The sequence below is a fragment of the Mesobacillus boroniphilus JCM 21738 genome, assembly GCF_000517385.1.
Lineage (GTDB): Bacteria > Bacillota > Bacilli > Bacillales > Cytobacillaceae > Mesobacillus > Mesobacillus boroniphilus.
Genome location: NZ_BAUW01000006.1, coordinates 44,103 through 66,716 on the forward strand (window position 1 = coordinate 44,103; position 22,614 = coordinate 66,716).

Consider the following 22,614-nt stretch of genomic DNA (forward strand, 5'->3'; position numbering starts at 1 on the left):
AAAATGGAAGTTCTTTGGTTAAATCTTTTAATTGTCTTTATTTTCTCGTTATTGGCAAGGTATTTTGCCATACCGGCTTTTAATACAGCTTCAATGACTACGATCTCATTGCAAAAGATATATGTTATAGGATCACTATTATCACTAGCACTAGTATCAGGTCTTCGCTCCAACATAGGTGATACTTACTTTTATAAGCATGCATTTGAAGTGAATGATTTTACATGGGAACAGGTGAAAAATCAAGATAATATCGGCTTTTGGATTTTTCAAATGTTGTTGAAAAATTTCTCTGACGATCCACAGATTTTGATTTTCACTGCTGCAATTATTACAAATATACTCATTATTTTGGTGTTTTCGAAGTATTCAAGGCATTTTGAGTTAAGCACGTTTGTATACATTACAGGCGGACTATACTTAGTTACAATGAATGGAATTCGCCAAAGCCTTACCGCTGCAATTATATTTATGGCTACACGGTTTCTTATTAGTGGAAACTTCTTTGCATACGCCTTGATCGTCTTATTTGCTTCTACTTTTCATGAAAGTGCACTCATTCTTCTGCCTATATATTTCTTGGTTCGGTACAAAGCCTGGTCGAGAGCAACGCTAATGTTATTAGTCATTGCAGTTGTAATTGTCATAGGGTTTGATCAATTCTCCTCAATCCTTTTCTCCAGCTTAGAAGATACACAATATGGCCACTATAAAGATTTCCAAGAAGGCGGAGCGAATGTAATCCGTGTTGCAGTCTTCGGGACTCCTCTAATCATTGCCTTCTTCGGAAGAGAAAAGTTAAGAGAAATATTTCCTGAAAGTGATTATATTGTTAATATGGCGCTTATTGGCTTAGTATTTATGATTGTATCAACACAGAATTGGATATTTGCGAGATTTAATATTTATTTTGAATTGTATCAACTAATCTTGGTAGGGTGGATTGTAAAGCTTTTCCATGATAAAGAACAGCGATTTGTTTATTTAGGAATAATCGTTTGTTACTTCCTTTTTTACTATTATGAAAGTGTGGTAACTCTAAATATCCAATATAGAAGTGAATATATTACATTTTTATCTTCATAAGGAAAGGAGGTAGATCAGAGTTGAAATATAATAAGGTAGATAGAGTCTTGCATATCGTCAGCGTGATGGATCGTGGCGGGGCGGAAACATTGCTTATGAATGTTTATCGAAACTTGGATAGAAGCAAGCTTCAATTCGATTTTATTGTCCATCGGAATGACCAAGGAGATTACGATAATGAAATCCGAAAATTAGGCGGAAAGATTTATAGCGTTCCCAGCTTAGGAATTGCTGGCCCGATATCATATGTTAAGAGACTAAGTGAGATCATGTCGCAAATTCCTATATTGCCGTTCACTCGCATACCGATTACCAAAGTGGATTTCCTGCCCTTGCAGCAAAAATCGCAGGAATTCCGCATCGTATTTGCCACTCTCACAGCAACAACTGGCCAATGAATGACAGTTTTAAACAAAAGTTGCTGCTAAAGGGATTGCGGTCAATTATCAAAATCTCAGCAACTCAATATTGCAGCTGCAGCCAAGAAGCTGGAGCTTTTTTATTTGGTCAAAAGGCAGTTGATAACAATAAAGTAACAATCCTGAAAAATGGAATTGATTTAGGCCAATATCTCGATGAGACCATCACTAAATCGAGTGTGATAAGAGAACTGGGGCTCGATCAGGATGCTAAGATCATCGGTCATGTTGGAAAGTTTTCAAAGTCTAAAAACCAGGCTTTTATTCTGCAAGTTCTTAAACAACTGGTGAATAAAGATAAAAGGTATGTTGCTCTGCTGGTTGGGGATGGTCCTTTAAAAGAGAAGATTGAACACGAAGCAGAGAATATGGGCCTTTCCAAACATGTTCGCTTTTTAGGAGTACGCTCTGATATTCCGAGACTGATGAAGGCTTTCGATGTTTTTCTTTTCCCTTCCATATTTGAGGGCTTCGGGATTGTTACAGTTGAGGCCCAGATAAGCGGAACTCCATGTATCATGTCTGATTCGGTTCCGATTAGCACAGATATGGGGCTTGGCTTAGTAAGGTATTTAAGTCTGAAAGAGCATCCTGAGAAATGGGGAGAAGAAGTAGGAAATGCGATCAATTTGCATAAGCCGGAAAAAGAAGCTTTAGTTAAAGCGCTGTCTGAAAAAGGCTTTAGTATTCAACAGAATATTGAAGAGTGGATGAAGCTTTACAGAGTTGGATAGCAATTTACTGTTGGGGCGGAGTGGTAAATGAAGAAGAAGGTATTGATTGCTTCATTTGATTTAGCAATTGGCGGGGTAGAACGAAGTCTGATTGGGTTGTTGAATAGCATTGACTATCAAGAATACGCGGTAGATTTAATGCTCTTTAAGCATGAAGGAGAGTTCTTTTCGTTATTGCCTGAAGGACCTAATTTGCTTCCTGAGAATCCAGCTTATAGTACATTCAGAAAATCGATTTCACAGATTATCCGAGATGGCCGATATTCTATTGCGGTTTCAAGGATATTTGCTAAGTATATAAGTGGCATCAAAGGAAAAATGATGAAGGTCGAGGAACCGGGCTATTTAACGATTCAATATGGCTGGGAACTTACACGTCCATTTTTGCCTGAATTATCAAAGGAGTATGATCTTGCGATTGGTTTCTTATGGCCGCATCATTTCATCGGGGAAAAAGTAAAGGCGAAAAGAAAAGTCGGATGGATCCATACGGATTATTCGAATATTTTTATTGATAAAAAGACGGAAATGAAAATGTGGAAAAATCTTGATCAAATAGTCGCAGTTTCAGAGGAATGTTCGAACACATTTGTAAACCAGTTTCCACATTTAAAAGAAAAGACAATTGTCATAGAAAATATCCTCTCTCAGGATTTTGTAAGACAGCAATCTGAAATTCAGAATGCGCATGAGATCAAAAAAAAACTAGGCAAAACCATTATAGTGTCTGTTGGCCGGCTTTCTCATGCAAAAGGGTTTGACAATGCAATTAGGGCATGTAAGCAATTAGTCGATAAAGGATATGATATTGCCTGGTTTGTTGTAGGATATGGCTCACTGGAAAATGAGCTGCGTAAGCTGATATCCGAGTTAGGGCTGGAAAATCATTTTTTCCTACTCGGTAAAAAAAATGAATCCCTATCCTTATATAAAAGCATGCGATATATATGTTCAGCCTTCAAGATATGAGGGGAAAGCAGTAACCATTCGAGAAGCACAGATACTTGGGAAACCAGTTGTCATAACCAACTTTCCAACGGCAAAAAGTCAGGTGAAGGATGGGGTAGATGGACTTATTACTCCAATGAAAATTGAAGGCATTGTTGAAGGACTCCAAAAGTTACTCGATAATCCTACTTTAAGAGAAGAGCTAATCAAAAATACAACGTCAATGGATTATGGAAATGAAAATGAGGTCCAAAAGGTTTACAGCTTAATAAATGCATAAACGGAGGTGAAGCTATGCCAATTCTTGTAACAGGCGGTGCAGGCTACATAGGTAGCCATACCTGTGTTGAACTGCTAAATGCAGGCTATGAAATCATCGTTGTCGATAACCTTATGAATAGCAAAAAAGAATCTTTAAACAGAATCAGTGAAATTACCGGAAAAAGCTTTCAGTTCTACCAAGTTGATTTATTGAATGAGCAAGAGCTTGAAAAGGTTTTTATTGAAAATGAGATTGATGCTGTCATCCACTTCGCTGGTCTTAAGGCTGTTGGAGAGTCTGTTCGATTGCCGCTCAGGTATTACCACAATAATATCACCGGCACAATCAACCTATTGAACATCATGAAAAAATACGATGTGAATAAACTGGTCTTCAGTTCATCAGCAACAGTATATGGAATGCCAGAGAAAGTTCCAATTTCAGAAGACTTTCCTTTAAGTGCTCTTAACCCATATGGCCGGACGAAGTTAATGATTGAGGAAATATTAACAGATTTATATCTATCTGACCATAACTGGAGCATCGCCTTATTGCGGTATTTCAACCCAATTGGAGCCCATGAATCCGGAATGATTGGTGAGGATCCAAATGGAATTCCCAATAATTTAATGCCATTTATTACTCAAGTTGCAGTTGGTAAACTGCCAGAACTCAGTGTTTTTGGCAATCATTATCCAACAGCTGATGGAACCGGTGTTAGGGATTACATTCACGTAGTCGATCTTGCAAAAGGACACTTGAAGGCGCTTGAAAAAGTATCTACAAGTACTGGAGTCGAGTCTTTTAATCTTGGTACCGGAAAGGGATATAGTGTACTACAAATGGTAGAAGCTTTTGAATGTTCTGCTGGCGTTCCTATTCCTTATAAAATTGTCGAGCCAAGAGCAGGAGATGCTGCTATCTGTTTCGCTGATCCAACGAAAGCAAAGCAAGAATTGGGGTGGGCAGCAGAAAAAGGCCTTCATGAAATGTGTGAAGATTCATGGAGATGGCAATCAAAAAATCCAAATGGGTATGAAGAAAATTTAACACAAACAGTACCAGGAAATCCGCACTTAACTATAAGTGGGGATTCTTTTTATGCGAAAAAAGAATGAGAAGAGGATTAAGCAATGAGTGTACAGGAAACGCAGCAACAACGCTTTAAGGAATTGTTGCAAGAAATTTATATTAGGGGTCAATTAGTTGAGGACATCAAAACTGAAGAATTGATTTCAGAAATCCAAGAGAAGCTCACATTAGTTTTAGAAAATAAACATTATTCTTAACCGTTGCTAGGGGTTGCAAAAATGAAAAGACTCTTAGATTTAAGTTGTTCAATATTACTCCTTGTTTTATTATCACCCATTATTTTGTTCACGGCTGTATTTGTAAAAATGAAACTGGGAACACCAGTCATTTTTAAACAGAAGAGGCCAGGATTAAAGGAGAAGCCCTTTTTTCTCTACAAATTCAGGACAATGGCGGATATGCGGGACCGTAAAGGAAAGCTACTTCCAGATAAAATTCGATTGACTCCAGCAGGACAATTTTTAAGAAAATACAGCCTGGATGAATTGCCACAGCTGATCAATGTGTTAAAAGGGGATCTTAGTCTGGTGGGGCCGAGGCCATTATTGATGGAATACCTTCCGCTTTATACTCAGGAACAGGCAAAACGTCATCTTGTTAGACCAGGAATTACCGGGTTAGCTCAAATCAGCGGCCGAAACACCTTATCCTGGGAAGAAAAGTTCAAATTAGATGTTTGGTACGTTGAAAATCGTTCCTTCCTTCTGGATTTGAAAATATTATGGAGAACGTTCTATAAAGTTATTCAATCCGAAGGAGTCACACAGCCTGGCAATGTGACAATGGAGCCGTTTAAAGGATCGAAATCTATTGTAAAAGAGGGGCATGGATGAAAATTGCCATTATTGGTCAGGGAGGACATAGCAAAGTCGTTAGAGATGTCATTAAAGCCATGGAAGATGCAGAAATAGTTAGCTGCCTCGATGATAAATTTAAAGCTGATTTTTTTCATGAACAGATCATGTATGGTCCAGTGAGTTCTGCCAAAAGTATCGCTGTGGATTTCCCAGAGGTGAAATTTTTTGTTGCAATTGGAAATAACACAGTGAGAAAGAAAATTGTAGAGAGTCTGGGATTTCCCGAAGAGTTCTATGCAACTTTGATCCATCCGACTGCACAAGTAAGCGGACAATCCATGATTGGACATGGAAGTGTGGTAATGCCATGTGCAGTTGTGAATTCAGATGCTCAACTGGGAGCACACGCGATCATTAATACATGCGCAGTTGTCGAGCATGATAGCAAAATTGAGAATTTCGTCCATATCTCTCCGAACGCCACTTTGACGGGGAATGTCACAGTCAGAGAAGGAGCGCAGATTGGGGCGAGTGCAACTGTCATCCCGGGTATGGAAATTGGAGAGTGGGCAATGGTTGGAGCAGGTGCGACAGTGATTCATTATATTCCAGCAAACAGTACCGCAGTTGGTGTACCAGCGATCGTAAAAATAAAAGAAGTAACTGGGGGTGTATAAATGGCTAATACAACTGTTCAAAAAAGGATCTTCCTTTCCTCCCCTCATATGAGCGGGAATGAAATAAAGTATATTAATGAAGCATTTATAACAAATTGGATTGCCCCGCTTGGTCCAAATGTTGATACGTTTGAAAAGGAAATAGCCGCATATACAGGAGTCAATGAAGCTGCAGCTGTCAGTTCTGGAACGGCAGCGATTCATCTGGCTCTTTCTTTATTAGGGGTGGAAAAAGGAGATACAGTATTTTGTTCGACATTAACTTTTATTGCAAGTGCTAACCCAATTTTGTACTTGGGTGCCGAGCCAGTGTTTATCGACTCGGAACCAGAGACATGGAATATGTCTCCGCAGGCTTTAGAAAAAGCATTCATGGATGCAGCATTGAACGGAAAGCTTCCTAAAGCAGTGATTGTTGTTAATCTATATGGTCAGAGTGCCAAGATGGATGAGCTGACTTTGTTGTGCGATCAATATGAGGTACCAATGATTGAAGATGCTGCAGAATCTCTCGGTTCATCCTACAAAGGAAAGCCGAGCGGCTCGTTCGGATGCTTTGGAATATTTTCTTTTAACGGCAATAAAATCATCACCACTTCTGGTGGTGGCATGCTCGTGTCAAACGATGCCGAAGCAATCCATAAGGCTCGGTTCCTGGCAACACAGGCAAGAGATCCAGCACCTCATTATCAGCACAGCAAAATCGGTTATAACTATCGAATGAGCAATATTTTAGCTGGAATTGGCAGAGCGCAGCTGGAGGTTCTGGAAGAAAGAGTCGAAGCTAGAAGAGCTGTTTTTGAAAGGTATCAACAAGAGTTATCAACATTACCTGGCATTCAATTCATGCCAGAGTTAAATGAAACCTATTCAAATCGCTGGCTGACAGCAATGACGATTGATGAAATAGAAGCAGATGTTAAAGTAAGTGAACTAATAGAGGAATTAGCTGCAGAAAACATTGAAGCAAGGCCTGTTTGGAAACCGCTTCATATGCAGCCCTTGTTCAAAGGTGCCAAGTATTTTACACATGGCGATAAAGAAAGTGTCTCAGAACAATTATTCGCCAACGGGATTTGCCTGCCTTCAGGATCCAATATGGAGGAAATAGACCAGTCACGAGTCATTAATTGTATTAAAAACTTTATTAACGTAAAAGAGGTTGAAAGAAAAATAGTTTAATATCCAAGAATAATGAGGTAACCCACATGATTGGAAAAAATTTATCTGAACTTAGAAGAAGAAAGGGGCTGAGCCTTTCTGAATTAGCTGATCGATCCGGGATTTCCAAGTCATATTTAAGCAATATAGAACGGGATGTACATAAAAATCCTTCCATACAAATTCTGGAGAAGATATCGGATGTTTTAGATGTAGACCTTAAAGCATTGTTGATAAACGGTCATAGTACAGAAAAGGGTCGCCATGATAAAGAACTTTATGAATTTGCAGAAGAACTGAAAAAAACAGGTATTAAAAAGGATAATATCCAGGAATATAAACAGCTTATAGAATTTATCAAGTGGCAGAATGAGAAAGTATCCAAATAAATAAGGAGTGGTCAATCAGCCGACTTTCGTCCAACTCCTATAAAAAATGCGAAGGTAGGCGGAAAGAGAATGCCTGATAAAGTAAGTATAGTCGTTCCTATTTATAAAGTAGAAAAATATCTGAAAAGATGTATTGATAGTATATTGAAACAAACTTATAAAAATATTGAAGTTATTTTAGTTAATGATGGTTCCCCAGATCGCTGCGGAAGTATCGCAGAAGAATATGCAGCTGCTGACCCGCGAATCAAAGTAATCCATAAAGAAAATGGCGGTTTATCAGATGCAAGGAATACAGGAATGCAACATGTTACGGGTAATTATACGATGTTTGTGGATAGTGACGATTGGTTAGAAGCAAATGCAATTGAGATGTTAATTACAACCTGTAAAAGACACAAAGCGGATGTAGTTCAATCTGCTTTTATTATGCCTATGAAGACTATTTACTCTTTGATCACAAGCAGTACAGTCCGAAGGGAACACCTGTAATATTTAATAGAGAGTCATCAATGTATGAATTAGTGAAGAATGAACGAGTTAAGAATTTTGCCTGGGGAAAGCTCTATAAATCCAGTATCTTACAAGGCATTCCTTTTAAAAAAGGTGTTTTATTTGAAGATGTGTTTTGGGCACATCAAGTGATGGACCGTGTCAAAAAATTCGTCCTTATAAATCAGCCATTGTATTTCTATTTGCAAAGAAGCGACAGTATTGTTGCTTCATATACACCGAGGAACCTGGATATCCTGAAAGGTTTAAAGGAAAGGCACAATTTTATAGAAGAAAGGTATCAAGACCTGGTTAATGAATCTTATAAGGTAATTTTTAGAACCAGTTTGATTCACTATAACTTGTTGATTATGAACTGGAGAAAAGATAAAAGAGGGACGTATCGGAAAGAGATAAGGGATTATATCAGAAAGAATTCAACAAAATTCAAAAAGGCTGTAGATCATGATAAATTCCTTAAAACGCAGTTAACAATGTTTCTGGTGCACCCCTTATTGAATATTGTTTTTTCTGCAGTAAAGAAAGTCCTGAGACAACTGGAAATCATTTCTGAACCGTCGGGACTACAGACAGTACCAATAACCCAAAAAGAATTTTAAAAACCTTCTTCAAATTTAAAGAAGGTTTTTTACTATGCATAATTAGGAGATTTTTATGGAAGTCCTTAAAAAGTATATCTCACTGGTAATTATCTATCTTTTTAACTACTTACCTATTAAGAAGAATAAAATTTTTCTGTTTAGTTACTACGGAAGCCAATATGGCTGCAATCCAAAGTATATTACGGAATATATCCTAAAAACTTATCCGAAAGACTACTTCGACCTGGTTTGGGCGTTCAATGACCCAGATTCCAAGGTGGATATTGAAGGGATAAGAAAAGTGAAAACTATGTCGCTTCGCTATTTTTATGAGCTTTGTACATCCAAGGTGTTAATAACAAACTTCAGAACTACTGACTTGTTTATTAAAAGGAAAGAGCAATACTACATACAGACATGGCATAGTTCACTGCGTTTAAAGCAGATCGAAAAAGATGCCGAGGAAAATCTTCCTTCTAACTATGTACAAATGGCAAAAAAGGATTCGGAAAAATGTGATCTATTGCTATCTGGCTGTGATTACAGTACCGAAATCTTTAAGCGAGCCTTTTGGTATGATGGAGAGATTTTTAAGCATGGGACACCTAGAAACGATATCCTTGCTTATGCAAATAACGACTTGAAATCATCCATACTTTCCAAACTTAATATTTCGGCAGCCTGCAATATTGCCCTCTATGCACCAACGTTCAGAAAAGATAAAAACATTGATGTCTATAATCTCGATTTTACAAAAGTAAAGGAAACATTGGCTAAAAGGTTTGGAGGAGAGTGGATAATCTTAGTGAAACTGCATCCTCACCTTATGTCAGTGTCAAATCAAATAACAGTTAATGATCAAGTCATAGATGTTACCCAATTTGATGACATCCAGGAACTATTACTTATCACCGATTTCCTGATTTCAGATTATTCGTCTTTGGTATTCGACTACTCAGTCACTAAAAAACCTTGCTTCTTATATGTCCCTGATTTGGAAAATTACATTCAGAATGAACGGGGATTATATTTTGACTTGGAGGATTTGCCGTTTATTAAAGCTCTTAGCAACCAAGATCTTTTGCGAAAAATCGAAAGTTTTGACGAGACAGTTTTTAGAAAAGAACTTGAGAGCTTCTTATCAGAAATCGGATCCTATGAAGATGGCTATGCAGCAAAGAAACTGGCTGCCCGTTTGGAAGAAATCTGTTTTGGCAAAGAAAGGAGAGTAATGAATGAAGCAGCATAAAATCGGTTATACAACAGGAGTTTTCGACCTGTTTCATGTAGGTCATTTAAATATTTTAAAGAGAGCAAAAGAGCAATGTGAATTCTTAATAGTTGGTGTCAGTACAGATGAGCTGGTAATGGAGTACAAGAATAGGAAACCTGTTATTCCATATGCAGATCGTGCAGAAATTATAGAAGGAATTAAATATGTAGACATGGTGGTTCCCCAAGTGAATCGCGATAAATTTTCGGCCTGGGAGAACCTTGAATTTGATGCCATGTTTGTCGGTGATGACTGGAAGGGCAGCCCTTTGTTCAGTGAAGTTGAGAAAAGATTCAAGCAAGTAGGCGTCGAGATTGTCTATTTTCCCTATACAAAAGGTGTATCAACAACAGAACTAAAGCATCAAATACAGGTTAAAGAAAAAGTAATCTAAAACCTCAAAAAATAAGAGAAGTGATGTGATTGAAAAAGTGAAAAAAGATTTGCTTTTTGTAATTGATTCTCTTGAGTGTGCAGGTGCAGAAAAGAGCCTGGTAACTTTATTGTCACTAATCGATCAAACTAAATATAATATCGATTTAATGTTATTCGGGCATGGAGGAGCTTTACAACAGTTAGTCCCTTCATACGTAAATATACTGGAACCATTGCATTACACAAAATTTACAGGCATGCCCCTTAATAAAGCAATTTGGTATTCAGCCAAAAACTATAAATATGACATGTTATCTTCAAGGTTAAGATACACTTATGAAATTAGGAGAAGAAAATTTAGTAATGCTCAAAAAGCAAGAGTATATTGGCAAAGTGCTTCACAGGTAATCGAGGAAAATCCTAAATCATATGATATTGCAATCAGTTATGCGCAAGGTATTCCTACGTTTTATGTTGCTGAAAAAGTAAAAGCTGTTAAAAAGTTTGCGTGGGTGAACGTAAGTTATAGATTAAACGAACAAGAAAAGGAGTTTCAAAAAGAATATTATCAGCAATATGACCGCATTGTTGCAGTTTCAGATTCAACTAAAGAAATCTTTTTAGAAACCTTTCCTACGTTCACCAACAAAATGAAGGTGATTTACGATATTAATAATCCTTACCTTATAACTAAAATGGCCAATCTGGAACAGAATATTTACAGGGATGGTTTTAAGGGAATAAGAATTCTTACCATTGGAAGGCTTGCGCATCAAAAAGGATATGATGTTGCCATTGAAGCTTGCAAACTGCTAAAGGATAAAGGTATTAATTTCCGGTGGTATGCTTTAGGGAAAGGGCCGTTAGAAGAAGAGGTAAAAGAGTTAATTCATCAAAAGGGTCTAAGTGAAGACTTTAAATTATTGGGTGTAAAAGCAAACCCGTATCCTTATATAAAAGAGGCAGATATCTATGTGCAAACTTCCAGATTTGAAGGGTTTGGGTTAGCAATTGCAGAAGCAAGAATGCTCAATACTCCAGTTGTTACTACTGAATTTGATGCTGTTTTTAACCAAATGATTGATCAAAAAAACGGTCTGGTGGTTGAAATGAATCCTGATGCAGTATGTGAAGGCATTATGAAGTTAGTTGAGAATCAGGATTTAAGAGAAGGAATAAAAGAATACCTATCCACAGAGAAGAAGGGAAATGTGGAAGAAATAGAAAAATTTTATCGACTTATCAGTTGATGTAGGTGAAAAAATGAAGAAAAAAAGTATTGTTTATGGTAATTAACATGAATGTAGGTGGAACTGAGAAAGCTCTTTTAAATATGATTGATGTAATGCCAGAAGATAAGTACGAAATAACAATTTTAATGTTAGAGAAGTTCGGTGGCTTCTTAAATGCTATCCCCCCAAGGTTAATGTGGAGTACCTTGATGGTTACAGTGAAATGAAAGAGATTCTTAATAATCCACCCAAGAGGGTAATAATGAATTTATTAAATAGTTGGAACTTCCTAAAGGCTATCCATTTAATGTGGCTTTTTTTGATTTCAGCAATTAACAAAGAGAGGAGCTTCCTTTTCGATAGCCTTTTACATGATAGGGAGATTTCTAAAAAAGAGTACGATATCGCTATAGCTTATGCAGGTCCTATGGATTCATAAGCTATGTTATTGTAAATAAAATTAAGGCAGGTAAAAAGTATCAATGGATTCATTTTGATGTTAGTAAAATTGGGTTCAATATCAAATTTGCCTCTAAATATTATAAAAAATTTGATAAAGTATATGCTGTTTCAAAAGAAGGAAAAAATCAATTACTAACATTAGTACCTTCTCTAAAAAGTAAAACAGCAGTGTTTACTAATGTTACGAATCCCGAAAAAATAGTGGCTCTAGCAAAAGAAGGGAATGGATATCGGGATAATTTCAATGGGGTTAGAATCTTAACAGTAGGACGACTTAGTAAAGAAAAAGGGCAGGATTTATTAATACCAGTTTTAGCCCAACTTAAAAGTGAGGGCTTTCATATTCGTTGGTACTGCATTGGGGAAGGAAGTGCCAGAAAAGAGTATGAAGAAATGATAAAGGAATATGGTATTGAGGATGACTTTCTATTATTGGGGTCGGAATCCAACCCTTACACTTTCATGCAGCAGTCTGACTTATACGTTCAGCCATCAAGGCATGAAGGATACTGCTTAACATTGGCAGAGGCTAAATGCTTCCATATTCCTATTGTGAGTACTAAATTCGCAGGGGTGAGTGAACACATTACCGATCGGGAAACTGGTTTAATTGTGAAAGCTAATTCAAACAGCATTTACAACGCCGTAAAAGATATATTAAAGGATTCCAGATTAAAAAATGAACTGATATATAATCTGAAAATGAAAAATGTTAGCGGTTCAAACTCGCAGAATTTAGATATTTAACCCACGGATAAAATTCTACTTGAGGATATAGGAGTGAGCTGATGAAGAAGATTCTCTTCATGTTAAGTAGCATGAATATTGGGGGAGTTGAGAAGTCTTTCCTCTCTTTATTATCAACTCTGGACAAAGAAAAGTTTGACGTAACCCTCCTCCTATTAGAAAAAAAAGGAGAGTTTCTTTCGTTTTTACCAGACTGGATAAAGGTTAAAGAAGCATCCTGGTTCGGTGCAGTTAAGCCGGTTATTTTGCAGCCACCAAAAAAGACGGTTCATGAATATTTTGTAAAAGGCGAGTATCAAAGAATTCCCGGTTTCATCACTACCTATTTTATTTCAAAGAAACTTGATGATCGATATCTTTACTATAAACATGTCTTGAAGAATATTCCTCCAGAATCCACAAAATATGATTTGGCAATAGCTATCAGGGACCTACTGACATTATTGATTATTATATTTCTAACAAAGTCCAAGCAGGAAAAAAAAATATCATGGATTCATTTTGATGTATCCAATCATAAAATAAATAAGAATTTATATGAAAGATTATACCGCAAATTCCACGAATTAGTAGTGGTATCAGAGGAAGCAAGAAAACAGCTAGTTAGACTTATCCCATCTGCAGAAGGGAAGACCAGAATCGTTCCTAATATTATCGATGATGAATTGATTATAGAGATGTCAAAAGAAGCAATAACTTTTGATCCGAACTATAAAGGTTTGAAGATTTTAACAGTTGGCAGGCTGTCTGAAGAGAAAGGGCAAGATTTAGCTGTGAGGGTTTTATCGAAGCTTAGAGAGAATGGTTACAATGTTAGATGGTACTGCATAGGGGAAGGGAAATACAGGGATAACCTAGAGAGTTTAATTAAAGAGTTTGGAGTCGAAGAAAACTTTATCCTACTAGGTTCAAAAAACAACCCTTATCCTTATATGGCTCAAGCAGATATATATGTACAAACATCCAGGCATGAAGGGTTTTGCTTGACGTTAGCCGAAGCAAAATGTTTGTCTAAGCCCATTGTGACTACTAATTTTATTGGTGCAATTGAACAAATTATTGATGGAGAGAATGGATATATCGTCAATGTACATGAAGATGAAATTTATTCAAAGGTTAAACTTTTATTAGAAAATAAAGAAATTAGAGATTACTTAAGTGATGTTTTATCAAAGGATATACAAAAAAGAGAGGTAACACAATTTTCTTATTAGCAGAAAGGGATAATAAATATGAATCCAAAAATAAGTATCATTGTTCCAGTATATAAGGTTGAGAAGTACTTACATAAATGTATAGACTCTATCCTGGCTCAAACATTCACTGACTTTGAATTGATATTAATTGACGATGGTTCACCGGATAATTGTGGGAGAATCTGTGATGAATATGCTAGGAAGGACTCAAGAGTTTCTGTCATCCATAAGGAGAATGGAGGGCAGGCATCTGCTCGTAATATGGGGATTGATCTTGCAAAGGGCGAATTTATAGGATTTGTGGATAGTGATGATTGGATAGAGCCAGATATGTATGAACTACTATATAAAATATGCACGGAAAATGACTGTGATATTTCAAATATTAGCAGTATTATTTATTTTAAAAACAGAATACAAAAAAATGGCTTTCATTCGCTGATCGTACAATCGCGGCCAGAAGCAATGAAAGCCATGCTGATGGGAGAACTATATGATGAGGTTGTTTGGACAAAATTGATTAAGAGAACTCTGCTTGAAGATATACGTTTTCCTGTAGGCATTGTTTACGAGGATACTGCTTTTACTTATAAAGTGATCCATAAGAGTAAAAAGGTCTGCAGTATTGGTGCTCCTAAATATCATTATATAAAAAGAGAGGAAAGTACCATGGACCGTGCAAAGAAGAATATAAAAATCGATGCGGTTTTGATATACGATGAAATGTTTAAGTTCATGAAGAAATATTATCCGGATTTGACATCGTTAGTTAGTTTAAAACTTGCAAATAGCGCACTGGTCATTATGTATGACATTTCAAGTCATGTTGAATTTAATAAATACAGAAAACAGTTTAAAACGGTAACCAATATATTGAATTCCTATTATAGTAGCTTAATTAGGTTAAAAGAGTTTCCAAGGAATGTAAAAATTTTATTGACAGTTGCTAAGTGTCATCCAATCTTTTATAAACTTTTAATCAATAAGTTATCGAGGAGATTGCAGGTGTGAAAGCTATACTTCACAAAATTTATGGAAGTAGTGTGAGCGAGATGGTAGTTAAAAGATGAGAACAGAACATTCTATAAAAAATATTTCCATAGGAATCCTGTCTCAAATAGTTTTGGTTTTATTAGGCTTTATATCTCGCAAGGTTTTTATTGATAGCTTAGGTATTGAATATCTTGGGATAAATGGTTTATTGACAAATGTACTATCGATAATGGCATTGGTGGAGAGTGGGATAGGGATAAGTATTGTTTATAATCTGTATAAGCCTCTCGCGGATGGTGACAGGACAAAAATCATAGCACTAGTCCAGGCGTACAAGAAAGCATATGGATTCCTTGCGTTAATAGTAATAATCTTGAGTGTTTGTTTATTCCCCTTTTTAGGTGTACTCATGAAGGATGGCGGAAATATTGAGAATTTGGGATTAATTTATTTCCTATTTGTATCCAAAAATGTCGTTTCTTATTTGAATGCACATAAATGGTCGTTGATTAATGCTGATCAACGGGGGTATATCCTTGCAAAAGTAAATCTTTTGTTCCAGGTGATCACAATGATTGCAAGGATTGGAATATTAATAGTAACAGACAGTTTTATACTATATTTGGTAATAGAATTAGCGTTGCATATAATACAAACCATTTATAACGGGAAGATAGTAAACAAAAGATATCCGTATATTAAAACAAAAGAAAAGTATTCTTTGGATATAAAAACTAAAGAAAATTTAATTAAAAATGTAAAAGCTATGTTCTTGCATAATATTGGGGGATTTTTGGTATTTGGTACAGATAATCTATTGATTTCCTCATTTATTAGTTTAGCTACAGTAGGTCTTTATTCGAACTATATAATGATTACCTCACAGCTTTCCTCTCTAGTTACTCCTATACTAGGAGGCATTGGAGCGAGTGTGGGGAATTTGATTGCTACTGAAGATAGAGATAAGAACTATTCAATCTTCAAAGTCTCTTTTCTAGTTAATTTCTGGCTTATTTCCTTGTGTGTAATATTTCTGTATAACTTATTAGAACCGTTTATAAGTTGGTGGTTGGGTGAGGAGTTTATTTTGAATCGCCTATCTTTTATTTTTATTTTAATTAACTTTTACTTAACTGGAATGCGTACAGCAATCGCTACCTTCAAAAATAAAGCTGGTTTGTTTACACAAGATAAATATGCGCCAGTAATTGAGGGGTTGATTAATTTGATTTCCTCATTGATCTTAGTTAAGTTTTATGGGCTAGCAGGAATATTTATGGGAACTACTTTAAGTACTTTACTGACAATTTTTTGGACCCAGCCCAAGATTGTATATAAAAATGTATTTAAAGTTTCGGTTAGGACTTATTTTAAAATGTACAGTTTATGTTTGCTGCTAACGGTTGTCGGCTGCTTCGTGACATCCTTAATATCTGATCTTCTTTTTGTGGGAGGAAGCTTTTTCGTTTTAATTGGAAAAGGTATTATAAGTATCATTGTTCCAAGCATTATATATTTATCGTTATTTTATAAAACTAAGGAATTTAAATATATTCATGAAACTATAAATAGAGTTGTTCCAAAAATAAAGAATCATTTGCCTTTTGCAGGTTAGAAAACCTTACTATTGGTAGGAGGTCGCAGGTGGCTATCATTCAAAAAATAGAAAATTATATAGACAATCACTCTAAAATTTCTTTATTTTTAACAATTATGACGTTTGTGTGCATTTACAGTACCATACTTATGCTCCTTCCTGGAATGCCGCGTGGCCATGATCTTACATTTCATTTATCAAGAATATTAGCCATTAAGGATGGGTTAGTTACAGGCGAGTTCCCAGTGAAAATTTATCCGGGCTATATTGATGGTTACGGCTACGCTAATGGGCTACTTTACCCAGATTTGTTTTTGTATATTCCTGCAGTAATGACGTTGCTAGGGTTAAAGTTGTTAACTTCATACAAAGTTTTTTTATTCATATGCACTATCTGCACTTTCTTGACGATGTACTGGTGTGTAAAAGAGATATCAAAATCCAATTATGCGGCAATGGTATCAACAACACTCTACACCTTATCTTCTTATAGAATCTTGGATTTATATGAAAGAGCTGCTCTTGGTGAAGTGTTGGCTTTTATTTTTATTCCTATAATTGTCTTAGGGATTTTTAGAATTATTTTTGATGACTATAAACAATGGTATATATTGAGTTTGGGTTTTTCGGGCTTATTTTTATCTCATATAATCAGCACTGTTTTAATGACTGGTATAACTGCGCTGATTTTTTTAATAAGCTATAGAAGATTTTTTAAGAGCCCTATCAGATTTTTATATCTGGGGTTAGCGACAATAATTACATTTCTATCGGTATCCTTTTTTCTATTGCCGATGATACAACAACTCACAAATACTTCATTTATTGTTAATACCCAAACAATTACCTCTAGGATTTGGGAATCAACGGTTCCTATACACAAGTTATTTTTTGAATTTCCTAATATGGTATTTCGGTTAGGAGGTCCCTCAGGGATTGGTATTGTATTTTTAGGTCTGTTATTATTGCGAATGCAAGTAAAAGGATTAGATACAGAATTCTTTAAAATGGCTGATATTAGCCTGCTTGTTGGCGTTCTTTGTCTAATAGCGTCCACTAGTTTTTTTCCATGGGAAACACTTATGAACTTTATTCCTCAATTAGGTGCTATTCAGTTTGCTTGGAGATTGTTTCTATTTGCAACTGCCTTTTTATCCATAGGTAGTGGAATTATCTTGAATAGATTTCTTCTTATTAAAAGAGCTAAGATTAAAGGTTATATTATAGTAATGGTATTATCGATTCTTGCATGTGGGTTGAATATGTTCGCTTCCTATGGTGCTTATGGCTATTATGTTGCTAAAGGTTTATATGAATTAAACCTTAATAAATACAGTATTGGTCTTGGTGAATATCTTCCTGCTGGCATAAACAAAGACGAAATTTATAAAAGAGGCGAAATTATCACTTCTAACAATACTGACATGAAAGTAACATTCACCAAAGAAGGTACACATATTGAAGTTGACTTTTCTAATAACAATAAAGAGAATACCTATATTGAAGTACCATTAATAAATTATTTGGGATATATTGCAAAGTATGAATATCAAGATCAACATGATAATTTAAATGTTTCTGATGGTGAAAATAATATTTTAAGAATAGATCTTAAAAACTATCAGAAGGGTACAATAATTGTAGACTACAATGGAACTCTATTACAAAAAATAAGTACATTAATTAGTCTAGTAACAATTTTATCGGTCATTGGGTACTTAATTTTAAAAGAAATTCGTAAAAAAGACTTAATAAACGCTCTAAAAATCTAAGATGGCCACTATTGGCTATCTTTTTTATATTGTTCAGTTCTGGTTGGATTACCCCTCGGAAATTGAAATGAAAGTCAGCAATTGTTAAGTCGTAAAATTTGAAAATTGGAGATGAAATGATGAACGGTCTAATAACTATCCTAATACCTTCCTATAACGAAGAGGAGGTACTGTATAAGCTTTACGAACGCTTAAATGAGGTTGCAAATTCTATTCATCGATATCAATTTGAGTTTCTATTTATCAATGATGGCAGCACGGATAATACGCTTCAAATATTACAGTGTATTGCTGAAATAGATAACAGAATTTCTTATATAAGCCTCTCCCGAAACTTTGGGAAAGAAGCTGCGATGCTGGCTGGACTTGATTATGCAAAAGGGCAAGCGGTTGTAATAATTGATGCTGACCTTCAAGATCCTCCTGAGATCATAGAAGATATGGTTAGATTTTGGGAAGAAGGATATGATGATGTATATGCAAAGAGAAGAAGTAGAACAGGAGAAACCTGGTTGAAGAAATGGACCTCAAAGTCATATTATAACCTGCTTGGCAAAGTGACGAAAATCCCAGTGCAAGAAAATACCGGTGATTTCCGTCTGCTGGATAGAAGATGTATAGAAGCCCTTAAACAAATTAGAGAAACGCACAGATATACAAAAGGCATGTTCAGTTGGATTGGTTTCAATAAAAAAGAAATCTTATTTGACCGTGACCTATTTAAAATTGATAGATTTAGCAATTGAAGGTATTACCTCCTTTACCATTGCCCCTTTAAGGCTATCCACAATCTTGGGATTCATGGTTTCGGTTGGTGCCTTTTTTTATATGGCTTGGATTATTTTAAAAACAGTTTTATATGGTGAGATAGTCGCTGGTTATCCCTCCCTTATGACTGTTATTTTATTTCTAGGTGGAATTCAACTATTATCATTAGGAATTATAGGTGAGTATTTAGGAAAAGTATTTAATGAAACCAAAGGAAGACCTGTGTATTTTGTTGATGAATACAATGGGAAAAAGGTAGAAAGAGATTTCAGTGAGGATAATAGAGAAAAAGAGAAAATATTAGCCTGATTGGCACTAGGAGGACCCAAATGAACATAGGGAAACCATATATAAAAATAGCAATCACATTTTTTTATTTTTTCTTCATAATTTGTTTGTCGGTATATAGTTTCATAAAACCCTACTATAGTTACGATCTTATACCATATACAGCCGTCACACTTTCCTTAAGTGAGGATGATCCGCAAAAAGTACATGCGAAGACATATGACATAATTGAAAAGGCATTACCTAAAGAAGTATTTCATAATTTGACCAGTGGGGAATTTGGTAGAAAGATGTTTGAGGATTATTCCTCATTTACACAGCAGCTCAACTTTTATAAGGTAAAACCTCTTTATATAGCATTAATTTATTCTCTTCACGAATTGGGAATTGATATTGTTAAAGCTATAAATTTAATTTCAGTACTTTCTTTTTTAGGAATATCAATATTATTATTTCTTTTTCTTTATAAGTTAAGGTCAGGGGCTATGGGTTTAATCCTTCTAACTCTATTAATGGTATGCCAGCCACTTATTTTTATGGCTGCAAGGAATACGCCTGATGCCTTATCGGCATTTATGATAACGTTAGCGCTTTATTTTCTGTTAAAAACTAATTTAAGGATTTTGCCGGGGATCTTGTTCATTTTATCGATACTAGTAAGACCTGATAATCTGATCCTATCATCATTATTTATTATTTATTTTGGTATGTTTGCTCAAAAGGAATTTCGATTTAAGTTCTATCAAGCTGTTGGATTTTTACTTATAAGTGCTTTAGTGTATTTTACTGTTAATCAATTAGCCGGTGGATATGGTTGGAAAATGCTATTTACAGTAAGTTTTATTCAATTTATCGAAAAACCTGCTGAAACAGTTGTAAGTATCAGTTTTGAAAATTACATTAAGGTACTGGTAGGTAATGGTTTAAAGTTATTAAATACCCATATAATATATTTTATTGTAATAGGATTTATTGCTTTGTTAATTTCAAAAGTCGAAAAAGGTTTTTCTGTTTTCAATCACCTGATTCTAATATCAATCCTAGGGATGGCTGGCTATTTTATCATTTTTCCGAGTGGGGAAGTGGACCGTTACTTTATTACTCAATATCTAATTATTTTAGTGTCTGCACTGTCGGTATTTTGCCAGGAGTTCAAGCTATCAGAAAAAAATCAATGAGATCCATTAGTGTTTGATATGAATATGGTAAAAGAAAAAAGGGAAATCCTTACTTTTGTTTGTGTTGGAGTAATTAATACGATTGTTGGGCTAACAAGTATTTATTTTCTATTAAATATCGTCGCTATAGGATACTGGCCAGCAACCTTCTTTGGAAACGCGTTTGCGATGGTACTTAGTTATTTTTGAATAAAAATTACACTTTTAGAGATAAGAGGATGGTATCTAGCAGTATTATCAAGTTTTTTGGAGTGACCTTTATTTGTTATTTCGTTTCGTATTGGTTAGGAATATATTTATCAGAAGAACTGTTAAAGTTTCTACATTATAAAGACGGAGTTTCTGTTTTGATTGGCTCCGGGTTTTACACAATTACAAACTATTTGGGTCAAAAATTTTACGTCTTTAATTCTGAACAAAAGCGGTCGTATACCATATGAAAAACGTTAGTGGAAAAATTTAAAAGTGTGAGAGGAGATGTCTATGAAAATTGCATTCATATCTGATATCCACGGAAATGCGGTGGCGCTTGAAGCTGTACTGCAGAATATAAAGGCGCGGAATGCCGATAAAGTTTATGTGTTGGGGGATATTTGCTACAGAGGACCTGAGCCACAGCGTTCACTTGATTTGGTGAGAGAGCTAAATGCAGAGGTTATTAAAGGAAATGCAGATGAGTGGGTCGTTCGGGGTGTCCAACAGGGAGAGGTACCTGCTCAGGCACTCGAAATGATGAATAAGGAAAGAGACTGGACTATAACTCAGTTGGATACAGAGAGTATAGATTATCTTAAAAGCTTGCCCTCAGAATCGAAGATCGAGCTGGAAGGTGTGAGAATCCATGCTTATCATGCTACTCCACAAAGTTTGTTTGATGTTGTCCTCCCCGATGAATCTGAAGAGACTCTTATAGAGTCTCAAATGGTTCAAGAGGCGGAAATCTATATATACGCCCATATTCATAAGCCATATATTAGGTATACAAATGGGAAGTGTATTATCAACACAGGCAGCGTGGGTCTTCCTTTTGATGGATTAAATAAAGCATCTTATGCAATGGTTGAACTACATAGTAATAATTATCAAACAGTAATTATTAGAGTTGATTATGATGTTGAAAAGGTAATTGATCAGTTTCGTGTCATAGACTATCCCAACAAAGAGTTTATGATTAAGGTTTTAAAGAATGCTTATATTAGAGAGGTTTAATTGTACAATAAAAGAGCAGTAACCAAGTAAAAGGAAGGTGCACATGCTGTTAATTCTTAAAAGATTGTTTTTTATATTTTTAACAATTGGCTATATGGCCTTTATCTGGATTCAATCAAGCTATTTTGATCCGGAGAGTTTAGTTGGTTTTACAAGTTCCTTAAGCCATTCTGTTTTTCTAATTATAGGTGCTGGCTTGGAGTTTGCCCACCTTTTTCAATTTGGCGTCTTGTACCTATGCATAGTCATTGTCTTCCTCAGTTTTGGAAGGTTGCAAAAATGGCAAGAGGTTACTGCAGCAGTCATAGCTCTGTCCTATGGAATAGCAGATGAAATACACCAACTGTATGTACCGTTTCGATCATTTTCTATAGGGGATCTATTGAAAGATACAATTGGAGTTATTGTATTCTGGTGGGTGGTGCACCGGTGTTATTTGTATAATAAAAGTTCAAAGATAGGTCGCTGGTTAAGAAGGGAAACTTAAATTAAAAATGATTTGAGGAATTTGTCGAAATGATTTTCTTTAAAAAGAACAAATGCTGTTTTATAATTCTAACTAATAGTAGTTTCTAAAAGTGGGCAGTTTTTTTGCTCTTTTATTTTAATTTCATTGTTCTATATAATGAACAAGAGAGGGATAGTATATGTCAAATGAAAAATTAGAAATCCGCCCCGTAGTATTAAGCCACCAGCCTATTCAATTTGAAACGTCGCAAAGCTGGAATAGAGGACGTGGCCCTGTAGCAGATGATAAAGGCAAAAGTGATGGAAAAAAATATCCACATGATCCTTATGATCCAAAAAAGAAACATAAAAACAAGCCTTAAGGTCTCTCATCCGCCAAAAAGGTTTTACTAATAAA

At 35.5% G+C, this 22,614-nt stretch carries 24 protein-coding genes and 3 pseudogenes; all 27 read left to right on the forward strand.

Annotated elements, in window-relative coordinates:
- The first annotated feature begins 3 nt into the window (after nt 1-3).
- The 27 genes and pseudogenes from JCM21738_RS03365 (at nt 4) to JCM21738_RS03475 (ending at nt 22,579) form a co-directional block, all read left to right on the forward strand.
- Nucleotides 4-1,086 carry an EpsG family protein gene (locus tag JCM21738_RS03365; protein ID WP_023625820.1) on the forward strand — a complete coding sequence of 361 codons (1,083 nt, stop codon included), beginning with the start codon at nt 4-6 and terminating at the stop codon, nt 1,084-1,086.
- Nucleotides 1,087-1,151: 65 nt separating this feature from the next.
- A pseudogene (locus JCM21738_RS03370) lies at nt 1,152-2,239 on the forward strand (glycosyltransferase family 1 protein).
- 27 nt (nt 2,240-2,266) lie between these two features.
- A pseudogene (locus JCM21738_RS26565) lies at nt 2,267-3,467 on the forward strand (glycosyltransferase).
- A 14-nt stretch (nt 3,468-3,481) separates the two neighbouring features.
- On the forward strand, nt 3,482-4,567 hold the full coding sequence (gene galE / locus JCM21738_RS03380; RefSeq protein ID WP_023625817.1) for a UDP-glucose 4-epimerase GalE: 1,086 nt from the start codon (nt 3,482-3,484) through the stop codon (nt 4,565-4,567).
- A 15-nt stretch (nt 4,568-4,582) separates the two neighbouring features.
- Nucleotides 4,583-4,738, forward strand: a complete 156-nt coding sequence (locus JCM21738_RS24140) for a YwzD family small protein (protein ID WP_023625816.1) — start codon at nt 4,583-4,585, stop codon at nt 4,736-4,738.
- A gap of 21 nt (nt 4,739-4,759) precedes the next feature.
- A complete protein-coding gene (locus JCM21738_RS03385; RefSeq protein ID WP_023625815.1) occupies nt 4,760-5,374 on the forward strand; it encodes a sugar transferase in 615 nt (204 codons plus the stop codon).
- Entirely contained in the window at nt 5,371-6,015 is a 645-nt protein-coding gene (locus JCM21738_RS03390) for an acetyltransferase (protein WP_023625814.1), read from the forward strand. The genes JCM21738_RS03385 and JCM21738_RS03390 overlap by 4 nt, the downstream gene beginning before the upstream one ends.
- Nucleotides 6,016-7,197, forward strand: a complete 1,182-nt coding sequence (locus tag JCM21738_RS03395; protein ID WP_023625813.1) for an aminotransferase class I/II-fold pyridoxal phosphate-dependent enzyme — start codon at nt 6,016-6,018, stop codon at nt 7,195-7,197. It abuts the gene before it with no gap.
- Nucleotides 7,198-7,223: 26 nt separating this feature from the next.
- Entirely contained in the window at nt 7,224-7,565 is a 342-nt protein-coding gene (locus JCM21738_RS03400; RefSeq protein ID WP_023625812.1) for a helix-turn-helix domain-containing protein, read from the forward strand.
- A 69-nt stretch (nt 7,566-7,634) separates the two neighbouring features.
- Complete coding sequence (locus tag JCM21738_RS25240) at nt 7,635-8,057, forward strand: glycosyltransferase family 2 protein (RefSeq protein WP_243462872.1); 423 nt, start codon at nt 7,635-7,637, stop codon at nt 8,055-8,057.
- Between the two features lie 20 nt (nt 8,058-8,077).
- Nucleotides 8,078-8,677 carry a hypothetical protein gene (locus tag JCM21738_RS25245; protein ID WP_243462873.1) on the forward strand — a complete coding sequence of 200 codons (600 nt, stop codon included), beginning with the start codon at nt 8,078-8,080 and terminating at the stop codon, nt 8,675-8,677.
- A 55-nt stretch (nt 8,678-8,732) separates the two neighbouring features.
- A complete protein-coding gene (locus JCM21738_RS03410; RefSeq protein ID WP_023625810.1) occupies nt 8,733-9,908 on the forward strand; it encodes a CDP-glycerol glycerophosphotransferase family protein in 1,176 nt (391 codons plus the stop codon).
- Nucleotides 9,895-10,326, forward strand: coding sequence for an FAD synthase family protein (locus JCM21738_RS03415; protein WP_023625809.1), 432 nt, complete (start codon nt 9,895-9,897; stop codon nt 10,324-10,326). The genes JCM21738_RS03410 and JCM21738_RS03415 overlap by 14 nt, the downstream gene beginning before the upstream one ends.
- A 25-nt stretch (nt 10,327-10,351) precedes the next feature.
- Complete coding sequence (locus tag JCM21738_RS03420; RefSeq protein ID WP_023625808.1) at nt 10,352-11,557, forward strand: glycosyltransferase; 1,206 nt, start codon at nt 10,352-10,354, stop codon at nt 11,555-11,557.
- 35 nt (nt 11,558-11,592) lie between these two features.
- Nucleotides 11,593-11,766, forward strand: coding sequence for a hypothetical protein (locus JCM21738_RS25250; RefSeq protein WP_243462874.1), 174 nt, complete (start codon nt 11,593-11,595; stop codon nt 11,764-11,766).
- A 35-nt stretch (nt 11,767-11,801) separates the two neighbouring features.
- A complete protein-coding gene (locus tag JCM21738_RS25255; protein WP_243462875.1) occupies nt 11,802-11,978 on the forward strand; it encodes a hypothetical protein in 177 nt (58 codons plus the stop codon).
- A 191-nt stretch (nt 11,979-12,169) separates the two neighbouring features.
- The gene (locus JCM21738_RS25260) at nt 12,170-12,748 is read left to right on the forward strand and encodes a glycosyltransferase (RefSeq protein ID WP_243462876.1); all 579 of its coding nucleotides are present in this window, start codon (nt 12,170-12,172) and stop codon (nt 12,746-12,748) included.
- Between the two features lie 41 nt (nt 12,749-12,789).
- A complete protein-coding gene (locus JCM21738_RS03430) occupies nt 12,790-13,962 on the forward strand; it encodes a glycosyltransferase (protein WP_035208885.1) in 1,173 nt (390 codons plus the stop codon).
- An 18-nt stretch (nt 13,963-13,980) separates the two neighbouring features.
- Entirely contained in the window at nt 13,981-14,955 is a 975-nt protein-coding gene (locus tag JCM21738_RS03435; protein ID WP_023625805.1) for a glycosyltransferase family 2 protein, read from the forward strand.
- A 55-nt stretch (nt 14,956-15,010) separates the two neighbouring features.
- Nucleotides 15,011-16,552: a lipopolysaccharide biosynthesis protein gene (locus tag JCM21738_RS03440; protein ID WP_023625804.1), complete on the forward strand. Its 1,542-nt coding sequence runs from the start codon at nt 15,011-15,013 to the stop codon at nt 16,550-16,552.
- A gap of 29 nt (nt 16,553-16,581) precedes the next feature.
- Nucleotides 16,582-18,306 (forward strand): putative glycosyltransferase family protein, encoded by a 1,725-nt coding sequence (locus JCM21738_RS03445; RefSeq protein WP_023625803.1) that lies wholly within the window; start codon nt 16,582-16,584, stop codon nt 18,304-18,306.
- A 119-nt stretch (nt 18,307-18,425) separates the two neighbouring features.
- A pseudogene (locus JCM21738_RS03450) lies at nt 18,426-19,383 on the forward strand (glycosyltransferase family 2 protein).
- A 20-nt stretch (nt 19,384-19,403) separates the two neighbouring features.
- Nucleotides 19,404-20,540: a glycosyltransferase family protein gene (locus JCM21738_RS03455; protein WP_035208887.1), complete on the forward strand. Its 1,137-nt coding sequence runs from the start codon at nt 19,404-19,406 to the stop codon at nt 20,538-20,540.
- A 185-nt stretch (nt 20,541-20,725) separates the two neighbouring features.
- Nucleotides 20,726-20,980 (forward strand): GtrA family protein, encoded by a 255-nt coding sequence (locus tag JCM21738_RS27020; RefSeq protein ID WP_156916392.1) that lies wholly within the window; start codon nt 20,726-20,728, stop codon nt 20,978-20,980.
- A 43-nt stretch (nt 20,981-21,023) separates the two neighbouring features.
- A complete protein-coding gene (locus JCM21738_RS03465) occupies nt 21,024-21,749 on the forward strand; it encodes a metallophosphoesterase family protein (protein WP_023625800.1) in 726 nt (241 codons plus the stop codon).
- 43 nt (nt 21,750-21,792) lie between these two features.
- A complete protein-coding gene (locus JCM21738_RS03470; protein WP_023625799.1) occupies nt 21,793-22,236 on the forward strand; it encodes a VanZ family protein in 444 nt (147 codons plus the stop codon).
- Between the two features lie 160 nt (nt 22,237-22,396).
- Nucleotides 22,397-22,579 (forward strand): hypothetical protein, encoded by a 183-nt coding sequence (locus JCM21738_RS03475; RefSeq protein ID WP_023625798.1) that lies wholly within the window; start codon nt 22,397-22,399, stop codon nt 22,577-22,579.
- The last annotated feature ends 35 nt before the right edge of the window (nt 22,580-22,614 follow it).